At 51.7% G+C, this 16815-nt stretch carries 14 protein-coding genes and 1 pseudogene; 1 reads left to right on the forward strand and 14 read right to left on the reverse strand.

Annotated elements, in window-relative coordinates; genetic code table 11:
- Window positions 1-5: 5 nt before the first annotated feature.
- The 4 genes and pseudogenes from tssC to OGV38_RS21250 form a co-directional block, all read right to left on the reverse strand.
- Window positions 6-1535 (reverse strand): type VI secretion system contractile sheath large subunit, encoded by a 1530-nt coding sequence (gene tssC / locus OGV38_RS21235; protein WP_216425299.1) that lies wholly within the window; start codon window positions 1533-1535, stop codon window positions 6-8.
- Between the two features lie 65 nt (window positions 1536-1600).
- Window positions 1601-2098, reverse strand: coding sequence for a type VI secretion system contractile sheath small subunit (gene tssB, locus OGV38_RS21240; protein ID WP_047414030.1), 498 nt, complete (start codon window positions 2096-2098; stop codon window positions 1601-1603).
- Window positions 2099-2569: 471 nt separating this feature from the next.
- A complete protein-coding gene (gss, locus tag OGV38_RS21245) occupies window positions 2570-4432 on the reverse strand; it encodes a bifunctional glutathionylspermidine amidase/synthase (protein ID WP_016154486.1) in 1863 nt (620 codons plus the stop codon).
- A gap of 153 nt (window positions 4433-4585) precedes the next feature.
- Window positions 4586-6874, reverse strand: a pseudogene (locus OGV38_RS21250) (FdhF/YdeP family oxidoreductase).
- A 218-nt stretch (window positions 6875-7092) separates the two neighbouring features.
- Here OGV38_RS21250 and yghU point away from each other — a divergent pair.
- Window positions 7093-7959, forward strand: a complete 867-nt coding sequence (gene yghU, locus OGV38_RS21255; protein ID WP_016154488.1) for a glutathione-dependent disulfide-bond oxidoreductase — start codon at window positions 7093-7095, stop codon at window positions 7957-7959.
- A 50-nt stretch (window positions 7960-8009) separates the two neighbouring features.
- On the opposite strand, the gene hybG is transcribed toward yghU, so the two are convergent.
- The 10 genes from hybG to OGV38_RS21305 all read right to left on the reverse strand — a co-directional run bounded on the left by hybG (window position 8010) and on the right by OGV38_RS21305 (window position 16776).
- The gene (gene hybG, locus OGV38_RS21260) at window positions 8010-8258 is read right to left on the reverse strand and encodes a hydrogenase maturation factor HybG (RefSeq protein ID WP_003024459.1); all 249 of its coding nucleotides are present in this window, start codon (window positions 8256-8258) and stop codon (window positions 8010-8012) included.
- A gap of 30 nt (window positions 8259-8288) precedes the next feature.
- Window positions 8289-8630: a hydrogenase maturation nickel metallochaperone HypA gene (gene hypA / locus OGV38_RS21265; protein ID WP_016157467.1), complete on the reverse strand. Its 342-nt coding sequence runs from the start codon at window positions 8628-8630 to the stop codon at window positions 8289-8291.
- A complete protein-coding gene (hybE, locus tag OGV38_RS21270; RefSeq protein WP_016154490.1) occupies window positions 8623-9111 on the reverse strand; it encodes a hydrogenase-2 assembly chaperone in 489 nt (162 codons plus the stop codon). The genes hypA and hybE overlap by 8 nt, the downstream gene beginning before the upstream one ends.
- Window positions 9104-9598 carry a HyaD/HybD family hydrogenase maturation endopeptidase gene (locus OGV38_RS21275; RefSeq protein ID WP_016154491.1) on the reverse strand — a complete coding sequence of 165 codons (495 nt, stop codon included), beginning with the start codon at window positions 9596-9598 and terminating at the stop codon, window positions 9104-9106. The genes hybE and OGV38_RS21275 overlap by 8 nt, the downstream gene beginning before the upstream one ends.
- Window positions 9598-11301, reverse strand: coding sequence for a hydrogenase 2 large subunit (hybC, locus tag OGV38_RS21280; protein ID WP_003024476.1), 1704 nt, complete (start codon window positions 11299-11301; stop codon window positions 9598-9600). The genes OGV38_RS21275 and hybC overlap by 1 nt, the downstream gene beginning before the upstream one ends.
- Window positions 11298-12476: a Ni/Fe-hydrogenase cytochrome b subunit gene (hybB, locus tag OGV38_RS21285; protein WP_016154492.1), complete on the reverse strand. Its 1179-nt coding sequence runs from the start codon at window positions 12474-12476 to the stop codon at window positions 11298-11300. Before hybB ends, hybC begins: the two co-directional genes overlap by 4 nt.
- The gene (hybA, locus tag OGV38_RS21290; protein ID WP_003828357.1) at window positions 12466-13452 is read right to left on the reverse strand and encodes a hydrogenase 2 operon protein HybA; all 987 of its coding nucleotides are present in this window, start codon (window positions 13450-13452) and stop codon (window positions 12466-12468) included. The genes hybB and hybA overlap by 11 nt, the downstream gene beginning before the upstream one ends.
- Before the next feature lie 2 nt (window positions 13453-13454).
- Window positions 13455-14573: a hydrogenase 2 small subunit gene (gene hybO / locus OGV38_RS21295; RefSeq protein ID WP_016154493.1), complete on the reverse strand. Its 1119-nt coding sequence runs from the start codon at window positions 14571-14573 to the stop codon at window positions 13455-13457.
- Window positions 14574-14762: 189 nt separating this feature from the next.
- Window positions 14763-15050, reverse strand: coding sequence for a DUF2623 family protein (locus tag OGV38_RS21300; RefSeq protein WP_016154494.1), 288 nt, complete (start codon window positions 15048-15050; stop codon window positions 14763-14765).
- An 85-nt stretch (window positions 15051-15135) separates the two neighbouring features.
- Complete coding sequence (locus OGV38_RS21305; protein WP_047499232.1) at window positions 15136-16776, reverse strand: methyl-accepting chemotaxis protein; 1641 nt, start codon at window positions 16774-16776, stop codon at window positions 15136-15138.
- Between the last annotated feature and the right edge of the window lie 39 nt (window positions 16777-16815).

A 16815-nucleotide genomic window follows, 5' to 3' on the forward strand; every position in this document is an offset into this window, starting at 1 on the left:
TGTCGTTAAGATTTCGACTTAGGCATTTGTGAAACTAACGACAAACTGACGTCCATACCTTCAACCTGAAAATGCGGAATGGCATACAGGCGCACGCGGAAGAAGCCTGGGTTATCCTCAATATCCTCCACCACAACACGCCCGTCACGAAGCGGGTGTGAAGCCTGCAAGTCATCGCCAGGATCGGTCATTTCGGTTACCAGACTGCGCAGCCAGTTGTTCAGTTCAAGTTCAAGCAGACGGCGATCTTTGGTCGTACCTATATTTTCTCGCTGCAGGATTTTCAGGTAGTGAGCGATACGAGAAAGCAGGAAGATATACGGTAGACGTGAGTTAATCCGGCTGTTAGCCGTCGCTTCCGCTGTATCAAACAGCGCAGGTTTTTGAGCCGAGTTAGCAGAAAAGAAGCAGGCGTAATCACGATTCTTATAATAAGAAAGCGGAATAAAGCCGAGATTGGCGAATTCAAACTCCCGGGTTTCCGGAATCATCACCTCAGACGGGATCTTCACCTGATTACCTGTCCCCAGATCGTACAGATGGATAGGCAAGTCTTTAACCGCACCACCCGCCTGTGGTCCACGGATCTGGACGCACCAGCCATTCTTGATAAAACTTTTCACCATGTTCACAGCGAAAGAGAAAGAGGCGCTGGTCCACAGATATTTTTCATGATCCGGGCCCTTAACTTCTTCAACATAGTTAAAACTACGTACCGGCACGGTATCAGGACCATACGGCAGGCGACCCAGAACACGCGGCATAGTTAATCCGATATAGCGTGAATCGTCGCTATCACGGAATGCTTTCCACTTGATGTATTCAGCTCGTTCGAAATAATCATTGATATCTTTTATGGCCGCGACTTCTTCCATATTTTCCTTCAGGAAGAATTTCGGCCCAACGGAACCAATGAACGGCATATGACAGGCAGCCGACACACCCGAAATATTGCGCAGCAGTGCAATATCCTGTGGGCTGTTATCAAATTCGTATGCTGAAATCATTGCCGCAATGGGTTCGCCGCCTGGCTGATCATATTCTTCAATATAAACATGGCGATATAACCCACTTTGGATAAGTTCCGGCGCGTCGTCAAAATCATCACGCAGCGCATCCTTGCTGATATCCATCATTTCTACACGGACATTTTGGCGAAAATCGATACCGGTGATCATCGAGTGCACACCACGCCAGAGCGATTCTTGTTTTTGAAATTCAGCATGGTGCATAACTTCATTAACCTGGTCGCTAATCTGCTTGTCCAGACGAGCAATCTGCTCATCGAGCAGTGTTTTATCCAGGCGTTCTACTGACTGCGCAGCATCCGCCAGACAAGAGACCAGAACCTGAATAGCGGCGGTCACGCGTTCAGCCGGAGCGGCATCAGAAAGCGCTTCATCACTCTGCCATGCATCTACATTTTTTAATGTCGAAACCGGGGAAAGATTAATTTTGTCAAAGAGGGATTGATAAACGCTGCGTTCACTGGTCGTGGTGGTCGCGACTGAAGAGGTATGTTCCTGAACAGACATCAACATATTCCTTTTATGATCCTTTACTATTCCTGCCAATTAAGCGGAGGAAACCCTGTATAACGTTAAATCTCTTCTGGCATCATGGTTGCCAGTTCATCACGCAGTTCCTGACTCAGGGCTGGATTTTTGAGGATGATTTCCAGCTCGCGACGAAAAGCAGCGTTATCGAGTAAGTTAGATTTCAGGTCGCGCAGTAAGTTACGCATAGCCAACAGAACGCGTAATTGTGGGATATTTCGTGCGACCTGTTCAGGTTCAAAATCGCGGATATTTTTAAAGGTAAGGTTAATATCGTCAGTTCTGTCTTCACCAGCTAACGTATTTTTAACACTCATATTTACTACTGGTGCGAACTTAGCTAACACATCATTGAAATTATTTTTATTAATATCAACCTTTTCGCGCTCGGATAATGGTCGTTGTTCTCTACCATTACTGAAATCACCTACAGCCAAAAGTTTTAACGGCAATTCAACCTTTTTCTGAACGCCTCCGGTATGTAAATCTAACTTAATATTAACACGTGCCGTCGGCACTTCATTCTGAAAACTGTCACCCATACGTCCCTCTCAGACCGGCGGTTCCTGCCGATATTTTACATTTCCTAACGGAGCATTTTCCAATCGCTCAACGTGTTTCTTACATCGTCATTTCTGCGGGCAGTCAACAACAACTGTTAATGACAATTAACGATTATAATTAGTATGCTAACGTAATCCGACATATTACCTGAGATAAAATATGATCAATATCACTAATACACCAAATAATACATTAGTATTATTCATCTAAAAACAAAATCAAGAAAGTATATTATCTAATACAAACGGAGGAAATTAATTAACGTTGAAAACATTCATAAAAAGAATGTTTTTGAGCTATAAAATATTAATTAAAGTAATAATTACCATTATATCTATATTCCATGTAACTTATTTAAATATATAATCAGCGTCAATTTAACTACAAACAGAAAAAAGCCGGAGATATACTCCGGCTTTTCGCATTTCAATCAAGAACACGCAAAAATATTACTCTTCCTTCACCACAATCAGCGGCTCGATATCGCTCTCTTTTTTAATCACCAGCGACTCATCGCCGCGCAGGCAGGTCCCCCCATAGTTACCGCCTACGGTGAAGGTACAAACCTGAATATATTTACCGGCAATTTTTGGCAGACACCAAAGCTGCTGATAAATGTTCTTCTGCTCGGCAAACTTTCCGCTGGTTTTATCCAGTAACTCTTCCTGATGGCTCACCAGATCGATGTTGCTGCCACAACGTCCTGCAATAGGTTTCACTGCATAACCGGTTTGCGCCAGCTCTTCATTAACAGTGAAATCAGTATCAAGCAGATAGCGGTGGTGTGGGAACAGTTGCCACAGGATCGGCAGAATCGCTTTATTACCAGGGATCACCGTCCACAGAGGTTCAAAGACCAGCACTTCCGGGCGCAACAACACGTCGATTAAACGCACTTCCTGATTCGTATGCCCGGTACGAATTGGTACCGCAGCGTACTCCGTTTCACTGACCTCTCGCACCTGCTCAATTGCGGTTTCCCACGCCCAGGTTTTCCAGACGCAGTTCACCAGACGACCGTCCCCGTCAATCAGCTGACCAGCGTCATCCCAACGTAGCTCATCGAGGCCACGCAGAATTTTACTGTCAAACCCGGCCTGACGTAGCGCCTGCTGCATAAACTGAGCGTGGTAGTTTTCCTCTATATCTTTATCCTGCATGATGTGGACAAAAGGACGCGCGCGGCTGTGCTTCCAGGCCCCCGCCAGTTCGTTGATCAATCCTTCAGCTGGGTTGTGTCCCTGTCCTGTATAGCCCTGCTCGGCCCATCTTTCGAGGATCAAACCAGCTTCGGTATGGCACGATGCGGAATCGGCGTTGTACTCATACACCTTCAGTCCGCGTTCATCCATACAGAAATCCATACGTCCTGTAATCATATGATGCCGACGACGCTGCCAGGAAAGGCGCAGACGCGGCCAGAGGATTTTCGGGATATCGAACAGCGCCAACAGGTTGTCATCTTTCAGCACTTTGTCGGTCGCGTGCAGATACATCAGGTGCAGCTCGTTGGTGGCTTTGATCAGCTCCTGCTCTGCACTCTCGGTAATGGTGAAGTACTGATGCGGATCCTGATTAATCACGTGGCCGTTCGCCAGCACGTAGGCTTTCTGCAGCGGATCCTGTTCATCAAGCCATTTACCGTCAAACTGCCCGTTATCTTCCAGTCGCGCGCCGCCAATTTTCAGCGAGTCATTGGCGATCTCCGGCTGCGGCAGGCTGTCACGGGTATCATCGGTCTGGATCATCCAGCCAAGGATGGTGGTGTCGTCAAAGGTATCACGCAGGGTGTAACAACCGTTTTCAACCACCATCTCCAGTTCGCGGGTCCACTGCTGTCCGGGAGGCAACGGCGTATGGAGCACGTTCTGTTCGGCAATACGGATTTTGTTTTCCAGCAACTGGGTAACGACCGCCACATGGCCGGTATCGTTAAACTCACCGCCTTTTTGCCAGATAAGCAGAGCACCGGCTACCGGCGCGCGGGGTGAACCATTCGGAAATGCCTGTAACGGCAGGATATTGTCATTCACCACTTCGCGTAGAAAGCGTAAGGAAAAGATCTCCCAGGCCATGCCTACATCGGTGAAGACCACGCCATAATTAAGGAAGAGAAAGCGGCGTGCGAACTCTACGCACTGCCATTTGTGGCCCATGTATTCGTCGTCGATATAGCTGCGAAATGCCGCATCATCGTCGTAGTCCCGTGGGTCGAGGGAGCTGTAATCTGAAGAGTAGATTGCTACGCCGCCTGGGGCGTAGCCCAATAATGTCCCGAATGGGGCATCCTGACTGGTCGTTCCTTTGCTCATGCACCTTACCTCAAAACAATACAGCCTGAGCAGGTTGGCGTGAATTTTTCGCTCTGATTGCCTGCTCTGCGACACTAACCGGACAGAGGTCGACATCATCATACACCTCAACGCAGCGGCTGGCGCTCAGAGGCGAAAAATTCGCAGCAGGAACTACGCTTTTGTCACGGTGACCGGTACGCTTTTATACGCCGGAGTCAAACTTTGTGTGTCCACCGCATCCAGCGAAAGCAGGACATTCGCTTCTGGCAGATAAGCGCCTATTGAGCCCACCGCCATGTTGTAAATCACCACCGTCAAGCCGCACATAATGCGATCCGCACAGGGCTGGCCGCGGTCGTCCAGCGCCTGAACGTTGACCACATCTCCCTGGCTCAGATCGCGAGTCGCCGCTTCTTCAGCGCTTAAAAACACCACATCCCGACGACCGGTAATGCCACGGTAGCGATCGTTCATACCATAAATAGTGGTGTTGTATTGATCGTGGCTGCGCAGCGTCGCCAGAACCAGTGCATCGGCAGGCTGATTTTCTCGCTCTACCGCCCGCTGATGGCTGACGATAAAGTTGGCTTTACCATTCGCCGTTCGCCATTCACGGCGCGAAGCGGGCGTATCCATACGAAATCCGCCCGGCTCGGCAATACGGGCATTGTAATCGTGGAACGCCGGGATCACGGCTTCAATGGCGTCACGGATCAGCGCGTAGTCCCCGGTTAACGCTTCCCAGTTGATCGGCGAAAGCGGCAGAGTGGCGTGTGCCATGCCCGCCACAATCGCGGGTTCCGATTTTAACCAGCGGGAAGCTGGCTTCAGCGCGCCGCAGGAAGCGTGGACCATCGACATCGAGTCTTCGACGGTCACCGACTGGATCCCCGTCGCCTGAATGTCGCGCTCCGTTCGACCTAATGCAGGCAGCAGATAATTATGCTTTGCCAGCAGCAAATGCGATCTGTTCAGCTTGGTCGCAACATGGACCTGCAGATCCAAATTTTTCATCGCCGCAAAGGTACGCTGCGGCTGCGGCATCGCCACCGCCAGATTGCCACCCATGCAAATGAGCGCTTTTGCCTCTCCCCGTTCGATGGCCCGAATACTCTCCACGCTGGAGCGGCCATGTGTACGCGGCACACGGATAGAAAAATGCGTCTCAAGGCGTTGCAGGAAGTCTTCGGATGCCGCTTCGTTGATCCCCACGGAACGGTCGCCCTGCACGTTAGAATGACCGCGCAACGGGCAGATCCCCGCCCCAGGCTTACCCATATTGCCTTTCAGCAGCAGCAGGTTTACCAGTTGCTGGACGTTCTCAGTACCGTTTTTATGCTGGGTGATGCCCAGACCATAACAAATAATAGTGGCACGAGATTTACTGTAGCTGTGTGCCAGGTCCTCCATCTGACTGCGCGTCAGGCCCGAGTCCTGTTCCAGCTCCGCCCAGTTATGCTGACGTAAGTCATCATACAGCGCTGCATATCCAGCAGTATGCTCATCGATAAACGCATGATCGAGTGTCGGTTGCTAATCCAGTAAGATCCGCGCTTCATCCATTTCGATCAGCGCCTTCATGATGCCTTTGAGCAGCGAGGCGTCACCGCCCATTTTTACCTGGTAGTAGTCGTTGCTCAGCTGCGTCGACTGGCCGGTGAACATCTCTTTCGGGCTTTGCGGGAAACTAAAGCGCTCAAGCCCCCTTTCGTTCAGCGGATTGATAGAGATTATTTTAGCCCCGCGTTTGGCAACGTCGCGTAAGGTGGTCAGCATACGTGGATGATTAGTGCCAGGGTTATGCCCGATACAAATCACCAGATCGCAATGGTCAAAATCGTCAAGTTCAACGGTCCCTTTTCCAAGGCCAATGGCCGGCGTTAGCCCTGCGCTGGTCGGTCCGTGGCACATGTTTGAGCAATCAGGAAAGTTGCTGCTGCCATATTCGCGGGCAAAAAGCTGATACAGGAACGCCGCTTCATTTGACGTTCTGCCGGAGGTGTAAAACTCAACCTGCTGGGGTGAATCATAGCTGCGCAGACGCTCGCCTATCTCCTGGAAGGCGATATCCCAATCCACCGCCTGCCAGGTATCTGATGCTGCATCGTATTTCATCGGATGCGTCAAACGACCGATATTTTCCAGCTCATAATCGCTGTAGTGCCAGAGTGTGGAAACCGGGTGACGGCTGAAAAATTCCGGTGACGCTTTTTTACTGGTTGTCTCCCAGGAGACCGCCTTAACGCCATTTTCGCACAGCTCCATTGGCGCACGGTGCCCTGGGTCCGGCCACGCACAGCCCGGACAGTCGAACCCTTTCACCTGGTTCATTTTGAACATCGCGATAATGTCGCGGGCGACAGCCTTTTGCGAAAACACCGAAGCAGTGACGGCTTTTACCGCGCCCCACCCACCCGCCGGGCCCTGATAACCGCTTACTCCTGGAACACCATTTTTCATTATTACTGCTTATTCACCGCCAATTTTTAATGGTGAATACGGTAGCAATTTCCGTCCAACATTGATTTCCTCTTCATGGAGTACGGAGCGAGTACAATGAACGGGTTAGATTTATCTTCCCCTTTCAGCACAAAGCGACATAAAGTCCCAATCTGTTAAATTGAGTTCTACCTAACTGCTACACTGCATCAACACAACCACTCAGAAGGCAGGTCAATATGTCAGACAATACCTATCAGCCCGCGAAAGTCTGGACGTGGGAAAAATCGAACGGGGGCGCATTCGCCAATATCAACCGCCCGGTTTCCGGAGCCACCCACGAGAAAACGCTGCCGGTTGGCAAACATCCGCTACAGCTCTATTCGCTGGGTACGCCAAACGGGCAGAAAGTGACGATTATGCTGGAGGAGTTGCTGGCGCAGGGGGTGAAGGGCGCGGAATACGATGCCTGGATTATCCGCATTGGCGATGGCGATCAGTTTTCCAGCGGCTTTGTTGAGGTGAATCCGAACTCGAAGATCCCAGCGCTACGCGATCACTCGCAAAACCCACCGGTTCGCGTATTCGAATCTGGCGCAATCCTGCTCTATCTGGCGGAAAAATATGGTTATTTCCTGCCGCAGGATTTGGCAAAACGCACCGAAACGCTGAACTGGTTGTTCTGGTTACAAGGCGCAGCACCGTTCCTCGGCGGAGGCTTTGGCCACTTCTATAACTATGCTCCGGTAAAAATTGAGTACGCTATCAATCGCTTCACCATGGAAGCCAAGCGCTTACTCGACGTGCTGGATAAGCAATTGGCGCAACATCAGTTTGTGGCCGGAGATGAATACACCATTGCCGATATGGCGGTCTGGCCATGGTTTGGCAATGTGGTTCTGGGCAACGTCTACGACGCAGCAGAGTTCCTTGACGCAGGAAGCTACAAGCACGTACAACGCTGGGCAAAAGAGATTGCAGCGCGTCCGGCGGTTAAGCGTGGTCGTATTGTAAACCGCACTAACGGACCGCTGAACGAGCAGCTTCATGAACGCCATGACGCCAGCGACTTCGATACCCAAACCGAAGATAAGCGCCAGAACTAAAATAAATTGCCGGATGGCAACCGCTATCCGGCAATTTCATTCAGGATTTGTCACGCGCTGGTGACGTCGTACTCCATGCGGCGAAGTGCGTCTAACGTGGCTTTAGCTTCATCTTCATCAATGATGCTCATGGCGAACCCTACGTGCACCAGCACCCATTGCCCGACCAGCTCAGCTGTATCACCTTCACAAATCAGGGCAATATTGACATCACGTTTGATGCCGCACACTTCAACCTGCGCAAGCTGGTGAATATCTTCACCAACGGCCAGAACCTGACCAGGGACTCCAATACACATATCTGACTCCGCCCCATAGCAACCTATGGGTTATTCGACTTCAATACTTTTCACTTTCAGTGAATCGCCAGCATCAACCCGCAGGCGATCGCCCTGACATTGTGGACACTGCGCATCATGCTGGGTGATTTCCACAACCTGACTGCAATCCCAGCACCATGCCTGGGCTGGCTTGTAATCAATATGCAGCTCACACCCCTGAGCCAGCGTCCCCTGACAGACGATGTCGAAACTGAAACGAACGGCGCTCTCTTCAACGCAGGAGAGCGCCCCGATTTCCAGCCAAACACCGGTTACACGTTTGACACCGTGCTGCTCTGCCTGCTGTTGAACAATCTCAACCGCGCTCTGACAAAGGGACAGCTCATGCATTTTCGCAGTTCCGACGACCCAGCAGCAACGCGCGGCGATTAAGCTGCGGCGCATTCGGATCGCTAACCGGCAGCGATAACAGCATTCGCGCGCAATCGTCAGTCAGACGCATGCCTTCTTGCGCCGACATACTGTGCGAAAGCGGCGACATCAGTGAGCAGGAAAGGTATTGCGATACGCCCTCCAGTTCACCAACGGTAAAGGTCATCTCGCCATACGGCAGACGCAGTCCGATTTTTTCGCTGACTTTACGCACCGGCCAGATCTGGTCCGGTCCGGGGAAAATCAGTGCGCTGAGCATCCAGGGCGTGATAACACACCCCGTCCACTGTCCTTCAAACAGCGTAAATTCAGAGACATATACCGGCATGTTCGGATGCAGGAAAGAGAGATCGTGCATTGAACGCCGGGCAACCTCTTCAAACGCTGCCTGAATTTGCATCTTCGGGGCCGTCTGAAAACCGACAAACTCCTCAGACATGAGCCGCCTCCCGCGGGATCGCTTCAACACCTGATTCGCGAAGCGCGGCAAGAACCTGCTCAAGCGCAGGTTCAATCATCGCTTCAACCGTTGGCGTTAGTCCGATATGCGGCTCCAGCGATTCCGGAATAACACCGACTAACGTCAGCTTTTTCGGAAACTCGCCGGTGAAACGCAGGGCCGACAATACGTCGGCCAGACCAAGCTGGTGCGGTGAGATTTTGTTGGTAAACAGCGCCGGGATCTCTTCATCCCGCAGGACCATCATCGTTCCTGGCGTGTTTTTCTTCGACACAATGGCGTCAGCAATGATCAGATGATCTCTGTTCGCCATATCACCGAGAAGCTCCATCCCAGCCGTACCACCGTCCAGAACATCAACAAAGTCTGGCAGGACGTACCGTTGTTCTAATGTTTCAACGATACGTACCCCGATGGCTTCGTCGGTCAGCAAAATATTGCCGACCCCTAAGACTAATATCCGCATTACAGAACCTTAACTGAGACCACTTCGTTCCCATCAACGTCCACCACATGCACCGCACATGACATACAAGGGTCGAAGGAGTGAATGGTACGAACCACTTCCAGCGGTTTGTTTGGATCGGCAATCGGCGTACCTACCAGCGAGCGCTCATACGGTCCCACTTCATCATTAAAGTTACGTGGGCCAGAGTTCCAGGTTGACGGTACTACCGCCTGGTAGTTGCTGATAATGCCATCTTTGATCACCATCCAGTGAGACAGCATACCGCGCGGCGCTTCGAGGAAACCGACACCTTTAAATTCACCCGTTGCCGGGATATCCGGTTTCACGAAGGTGGTGTGGTCTCCTTTGCCGATGTTCACAATCAGCGCATTGTACTGATCCTGCAGAACGTTCTGCAATTCACAGCAGTGAACGGTACGGCCAATAATACGGCCCAACGTAGAGTGCAGTTGTGACACTTCGATAGTTTTACCGGTCAGCTTGGTGTAAATCGCGATGATTTCATTCAGCTTGGCATGGGTAGACTCGCGTTTGGCCGCCAGTTTACACAGCATGTTGGCCAACGGACCCACTTCAACCGTTTTACCGTAGAAGGTCGGTGCTTTAACCCAGGAGTACTTGCCGTCATCTGACCAACCGGTGTAATCAGGAACCGTTGTGCCTTCCCACGGAGCCTGCGGCGCTTCGTCTTTGTACCACGCGTGTTTCGCACTCTCCTGAATCCCTTTGATCAGGTACTCATCGGAGTGAGAGGTGATCGGACGATAGGTCGACAGATCTTCATTGGTGATGTAACCACCCGGGAACAGGAAGCTGCCGTTTTTACCGTCAGTCGGGAATTCCGGTGCGCTCAGATAGTTAACCGCACCTTGACCACGTTCCAGCCACTCAGGGTAGAACGCAGCAATAACTGCGGTATCAACCTTGTAAACCTGCTCAACGAAGTCGCTCAGCTTATCGATAAAGGACTTGATATACATCAGGCGCTCAAGGTTCAGCACGCCAAGGCCGTCGAGGTTAATTGGGTTAGCAACCCCGCCTACCGCCAGGTTCTGAATGTGCGGCGTTTTACCGCCCAACAGCGCCACAACACGGTTAGCATCACGCTGGCATTCCAGCGCCTGCAGGTAGTGAGCGACCGCAATCAGGTTCACTTCTGGCGGCAGCTGCATCGCCGGGTGACCCCAGCAACCGTTGGCAAAAATGCCTAACTGACCGCTGGCAACAAGGTCTTTGATCTTGTTCTGAACCTTAGTGAACTCTTCTGCGCTGTTCAGGTGCCAGGAGGACACGCCGTTCAGCATGGCAGACGCTTTCGCTGGATCTGCTTTCAGTGCAGAGGTGATATCCACCCAGTCCAGCGCAGAGAGCTGATAGAAGTGAACAATGTGGTCATGCGTAGTGTGCGCGGCCAGAATGATGTTACGGATATACTGTGCGTTCACCGGAACATCAATATTCAGCGCGCTTTCTGCTGCACGAACGGAAGAGATAGCGTGAGTGGTAGTACAAACGCCACAGATACGCTGCACAATCATCCAGGCATCGCGCGGATCGCGGTTTTTCACGATCTCTTCCATGCCGCGCCACATGGTACCGGAAGCCCATGCTTTAGATACCACGCCATTTTCGATTTCGCAGTCGATGCGTAAATGACCCTCAATACGGGTTACCGGATCAATAGTAATTCTCTGGCTCATGCTTTGCTCGCCTCATGACGATTTTGATCGTTTTGTTTTAAAGGAGGAAGTATCGGCAGTAGACGAATGAGTACGATGTATGCACAAATCTCAATAGCCACAAAACCAATAGAAATCAACAGTTCTTCCCAGGTCGGGAAGTAGTGGTAGCCACCACCTGGATTGAACGCCACCAGCGAATAGGACAGACGCCATGTCGCACAACCCAACAATGCGCTCAGCGCAGACAGATACAGCATACGCGAGTCGTTACGCAGCTTAGTGACGCGCAGCACCACCAGCGGGAAGACCATCAGCACGACTTCAATCCAGAACATCAGGGAGTAAAGATCGCCTGAGAACGCATAGGACAGCTTGTCGCGATAGATCAGTTCGCCAAAGCGCAGGACCACGAAAATCGCCAACAGCACACTGATGGTATTCGTCAGCTTGATGAACAAACTTTTCTCGTCCGGACCATTACCTTTCAGCCCGGCTTGTACCAACGAGCCTTCGAAGATGACGATCGAGAAGCCCATAATAAAAGCGGTTAATACGGAGAAAAGCGGCAACATTTCATAAGCTTGCCATAGCGGATGCACCTTATAGCCCGCAGAAATCATCAATGAACCCATTGAAGACTGGTGCATAGTTGGCAGCAGCGCGCCAAGGGCAATGATAAAGAACATCACTTTATTCAAACGTTTGAGAGAGACTTTCCACCCCAGACGTTCAAACAGAGCCGGAGCAAATTCCAGCGCCATGATGCCGATATAGATGGTCATACAGACCGCCGTTTCGAACAGTACCGAGTTCACGTTGAAGTGGCCCGGAATGTAGAAATACGGCAGGTTCCAGTAACGACCGACGTCAATGGTGATCGACAGACCACCCAGCGAGTAGCCAAACAGGCTCGCCAACAGCGCCGGACGTACCAGTGGATGGTATTGTCCTCTGTTGAAAACATACACCGCCCACGCCAGAGCCCAGCCACCGCACGCGAAGCCGGTACCAATCAGCAGGTCAAACGCGATCCATACACCCCATGGGAAACCGCCGTTCAGATCGGAGACTGAGCCCAATCCGAAGACCAGACGTTTCACGATCAGGAGCATACACAGGACGATAAGCGGCCCAAAAATAATGACCGGTTTGCTGATTATTTTTCCGCCCAGCGGTTTAGGATCATGACTCATGATCGTCTCCTCCATCGTGATGGTCGTTTTTCGTGTTACGACGAACCAGCACGGTTAAGCCCGCCAGCGCAGCCAGGGGTAATATCATGCCCTTGTACAAGGAATGTTGAACATGTTCGGAACGCGCACCGGTTGAAAGATCATCCAGTTTCGGCAGATCCAAATCCTCGTAAGGAACGCCCGTCAGTACCATAACCTGTGTACCACCACCCTCTTTCTCGCCGTACAGATGGGGGTAATACTTCGGTACCGTATGCAGATAGGTATCGCCTGCTTTCACCGTCTGACGCGGATAGTGGTATTCGCTGCCAGGCTTCAGCGCGAGACGTTTTTTCGCCTCAGCCATCAGCTCTTCACGCGTACCAAAAATCACCGCACCGGCAGGGCACACTTCAACACAACCCGGTAAACCGCCTTTATCCAGACGCTCAACACCTTTCTGGTTACACAGTTCACATTTGTGAAGCGCACCAAACGGGTTGTTGTAGTCATACTTAGGCACATTGTACGGGCAGGCGACCATGCAGTAACGACAGCCCGTGCAAACATCTTTGTCATAGTGGACGATGCCGGTTTTCGGATCTTTCTTCAGCGCGGAGACCGGGCAAACGGAGACGCAGTTCGGATCGACACAGTGCATGCACTGCTTCTTAATGTATGCGTAGCCGTTTTCTTCCTGGTCTTTGTTGACGCCTGTTCCGCTACGCCACACCTGGATGATGTTATTGGTATACGGTGACAGTTTGTCGTTGTTCGACCAGGTCTGCTCGCCTTCCGGGTTACGCGCCGGGAAGTTGATATCCTGACACTTGGTGACACAGGCCTGGCAGCCTACGCACAGCGTCGAGTCATAGAGCATCCCAAGAGAACCAGGGATCGGCGGACGGTTTTCTGCAGCCGCATGGCTGATGGACGGCGCAGCGCCCAACAGCAATGCCCCGCTGGAGGCTGCTTTAATAAAGTTACGTCTGTTCACGGTTATTCTCCCCGTGAGTCAGCGTTATCTTTCTTCTGCTGACGCCCCAGTTCACGAACCGCCATCACGCTGACACCGGCAACCAGTCCTACTACGCCACCAAGTAGCCCAATCGCCCCGGCAGAAATATTGCCGCCTTCTTTCATATTGACGTCAGGTTTCTCGGAACGCGGTGTTTGGTTTTCCACATGAGCAAGCTGGTGAATACCTTTATGGAAACCGACACCTTCTTCGTTACAGCCGTAGCAAGGGTGACCGATAGCCACCGGCCACACGCCGCCAACATCGCAGAATTGCAGCGTTGAGCAGTTGCCGTAGGTTTCTGGTCCTTTACAGCCCAGATGGTAGAGGCACCAGCCTTCACGGTGACCTTCATCGCCAAACTCTTTAGCAAAACGACCTGCATCGAAGTGCGGGCGACGTTCGCAGTGTTCGTGAATCAAACGACCATAGGCAAATGTAGGACGGTTTTTGGTATCCAGCTTCGGCGGCTTACCGTAAGTGATGATATGCGCGACCGTTGCAAGGAAGTTGTGCGGGTTCGGAGGACAGCCGGGGATGTTGATGATGGTTTTGCCTGGCAGAACTTCCTGCAAGCCGACGGCCCCCGTTGGGTTAACGCCAGCAGCAGCAACACCACCCCACGCGGCACAAGAGCCGATGGCAATGATAGCGGCAGCGCCTTCTGCGGCCCGGCGGATGTGATCTACGATCGGCTCACCGGCAACCATGCAGTAAATACCATTGTCTTTCAGTGGGATAGAACCATCTACAACCAAAACATATTGCCCTTTGTACTTCTCCAGAGCGTTATGTTTATTCTCTTCGACCTGGTGGCCGAAGGCGGCAGAGAGTACCTCATGGTATTCCAGAGAGATTGTCTCCAGAACGAGGTTTTCCACTGTAGGGTGTGTCGCGCGAAGTAGCGATTCAGTACAACCCGTACACTCCTGCGCACCAATCCAGATAACCGGTGGACGCTGAGGACGAGAAACTGATTCGGCCATTTCTGCGGCGGCTTTGCTACTGAGCCCCATGGTAGCGGCCAGTGCTGCACAAAGCTTCATGAAATCACGGCGATTGATGCCGTTCGAATTGATGAGAGAGTTATCTCCAGTCATTTTATAGTTATTCCGTTGCGAAGACCTGGCTTTTATTTTGCACCTTTCGCATGTTGCATATTGCGATCGGCGCGCCATTTACCACACTTTTTATATGGTTATGTGCATTATAATACTTCGGCGGAGCAACAAAACGAAGGCGTAGGTCAATAGTGTAATTAATTAAAGCAAGATAATACCCCTTTCGGATCAAGCTTCGAGACGATAGCCAGCCATGAAAAAACGAATTGTTGTACTGGACTGGTTCTCTTTAAAGAAATCCATAACCATCTCTTTATCCAGCCCATAGCGACGCGTGAGGATCCCCGCTTCCCACGCGCTGAGCTGTCGATCGCCCGTTTTTTCAAACATTCGATGAGAAAATCCCAGCACAAAACCGCGTTTATAATCAGCACAAAAATTGGCCGCCGTGCGTGCGCTATCCGCACTTGACGCGTTTAATCCGGCCATCAAGCCTTTTCCAAAATGGTTGTCCATGCATAACCTCCAATCGCTATATAATAAATTATATAGCGATTTTTTAAGCAAAGACCAGAGGTATCACGTACTTTTTTATGCCCGCTTAAAAGGACACCCATTCATCCTTTTTAGCGGCCGCAGACGTTTTGCTGTCTGCTGAAGGGGAAGCGGTGCTGGCGGCGGCGTACTGCACATCGTTTGCTGAAAGGCGGAACTGTTGTACCGAGCGTTGCAGCTCTTCCGTTTGCCGTTCAAGCGCCACAGCTGCGGCGGAAACTTGCTCTACCAGCGCGGCGTTCTGTTGCGTTACGCTGTCCATCTGCGTGATCGCCACGCTCACCTGCGAAATGCCCTTATTCTGTTCTTCTGAGGCAGAAGCAATTTGCTTCATGATAACGGTCACTTCGGTGGCTCCGCGCAGAATCGCCTCCATGGTTAATCCCGTCTCTTTAACCAGTCGAGCGCCCTGATCGACGCGACGCGACGATTCGCCAATCAGCGTCTCAATCTCTTTCGCCGCCCCAGCGCTACGGCTGGCAAGGTTACGCACCTCACCGGCAACAACGGCAAAACCACGCCCCTGCTCACCTGCTCTGGCAGCTTCAACTGCCGCGTTCAGCGCCAGAATATTGGTCTGGAAGGCAATACTATTAATAACAGACGTAATTTCCGCGATCTGTTTAGAGCTGGCGGCAATGCCGTCCATCGTCTCAACCACTTCTGAAACCAGGCTGCTCCCTTTACCTGCCGTCTCTGTCGCCGTATCGGCAAGCTGGCTGGCTTCACGCGCATTTTCGGCGTTCAGTTTTACCGTTGCGGTCAGTTGCTCCATGCTGGCAGCGGTCTCTTCCAGCGCCGCAGCCTGCTCCTCAGTACGCGATGAGAGATCGTTATTGCCGGTGGAAATTTCCGTAGCCCCTCGCCAGATGTTGTCACTACCTGAGCGAATTGTACTGACGGCTTCGCGCAGGCTGTCCTGCATCGCGCACAATAACGGCACCAGTTGGCCCACGCAGTTACGGCCAAAATCTTCGATTGGATGGCTGAGATCGCCCTGAGCAATCTGCTGGAACTGCTGGCGGATACGTCCCAGGGGTTTCACCATCATGGCGACGAGGTAACGATCTGTGAAGAACAGGAGAGCAATACCGAGGACCACGGCGGTAATAATTAGCGTCCGGATGATAGACGTTTTGCCATCGACCATGACACGCGTGGTATCAAGCCGCTCACCTGCCGTGGCGTTAAAACGTTCGGCACTGGCGCCAAATTCACGGCTCAGCGCTGGCGTAACGGTGCTGGCATGCTCCGCAAAGGCCGTAAGCGTGCCCTGCTGCGCCAGTTGCATTTGCGGAATCACCCCGTTATCCAGCAGCGCCTGCCACTTCGTCAGTACCGCCGCGGCAACGTCCGGATCCATAGGCCCCGGAGACAACGTTTTCATCTCCTGGAGTTTTTTGCTCATATTCTCCAGGGACTGCTGCGCTGGTGCAAAATCAGGCGTTCCGCCGCTCATTTTGACATCCATGGCGCGACTTAAGCGCGTTACGAAGCGAAAATACTGATCGTTCCCCTGACTGAGGACCGTCATCTGATGGACAAGATGACGGTCAATATCATTGCCTTCAGATATTTTTGATAAAGAATGAAGACTGAATAAACCCACGCCCGACCAGAGCAGGCAAAAAAGTCCCAGTATTGCCAACATGACAATACGAATAGTGAAGTTTTTCAGCAAACGCATAATAATTTCCTTGCCGTTGATGAGGAATTCGCCATCAGG

This window comes from Citrobacter sp. Cb080 (assembly GCF_030334745.1).
Lineage (GTDB): Bacteria > Pseudomonadota > Gammaproteobacteria > Enterobacterales > Enterobacteriaceae > Citrobacter > Citrobacter braakii.

Coding starts and splice junctions, on each gene's coding strand:
- OGV38_RS21275 (WP_016154491.1), bottom strand. CDS start 9,598: ATGCGGATATTAGTCTTAGGGGTCGGCAATATTTTGCTGACCGACGAA.
- hypA (WP_016157467.1), bottom strand. CDS start 8,630: ATGCATGAGCTGTCCCTTTGTCAGAGCGCGGTTGAGATTGTTCAACAG.
- hybB (WP_016154492.1), bottom strand. CDS start 12,476: ATGAGTCATGATCCTAAACCGCTGGGCGGAAAAATAATCAGCAAACCG.
- gss (WP_016154486.1), bottom strand. CDS start 4,432: ATGAGCAAAGGAACGACCAGTCAGGATGCCCCATTCGGGACATTATTG.
- OGV38_RS21305 (WP_047499232.1), bottom strand. CDS start 16,776: ATGCGTTTGCTGAAAAACTTCACTATTCGTATTGTCATGTTGGCAATA.
- hybE (WP_016154490.1), bottom strand. CDS start 9,111: ATGTCTGAGGAGTTTGTCGGTTTTCAGACGGCCCCGAAGATGCAAATT.
- tssC (WP_216425299.1), bottom strand. CDS start 1,535: ATGTCTGTTCAGGAACATACCTCTTCAGTCGCGACCACCACGACCAGT.
- tssB (WP_047414030.1), bottom strand. CDS start 2,098: ATGGGTGACAGTTTTCAGAATGAAGTGCCGACGGCACGTGTTAATATT.
- hybC (WP_003024476.1), bottom strand. CDS start 11,301: ATGAGCCAGAGAATTACTATTGATCCGGTAACCCGTATTGAGGGTCAT.
- yghU (WP_016154488.1), top strand. CDS start 7,093: ATGTCAGACAATACCTATCAGCCCGCGAAAGTCTGGACGTGGGAAAAA.
- hybO (WP_016154493.1), bottom strand. CDS start 14,573: ATGACTGGAGATAACTCTCTCATCAATTCGAACGGCATCAATCGCCGT.
- hybG (WP_003024459.1), bottom strand. CDS start 8,258: ATGTGTATTGGAGTCCCTGGTCAGGTTCTGGCCGTTGGTGAAGATATT.
- OGV38_RS21300 (WP_016154494.1), bottom strand. CDS start 15,050: ATGGACAACCATTTTGGAAAAGGCTTGATGGCCGGATTAAACGCGTCA.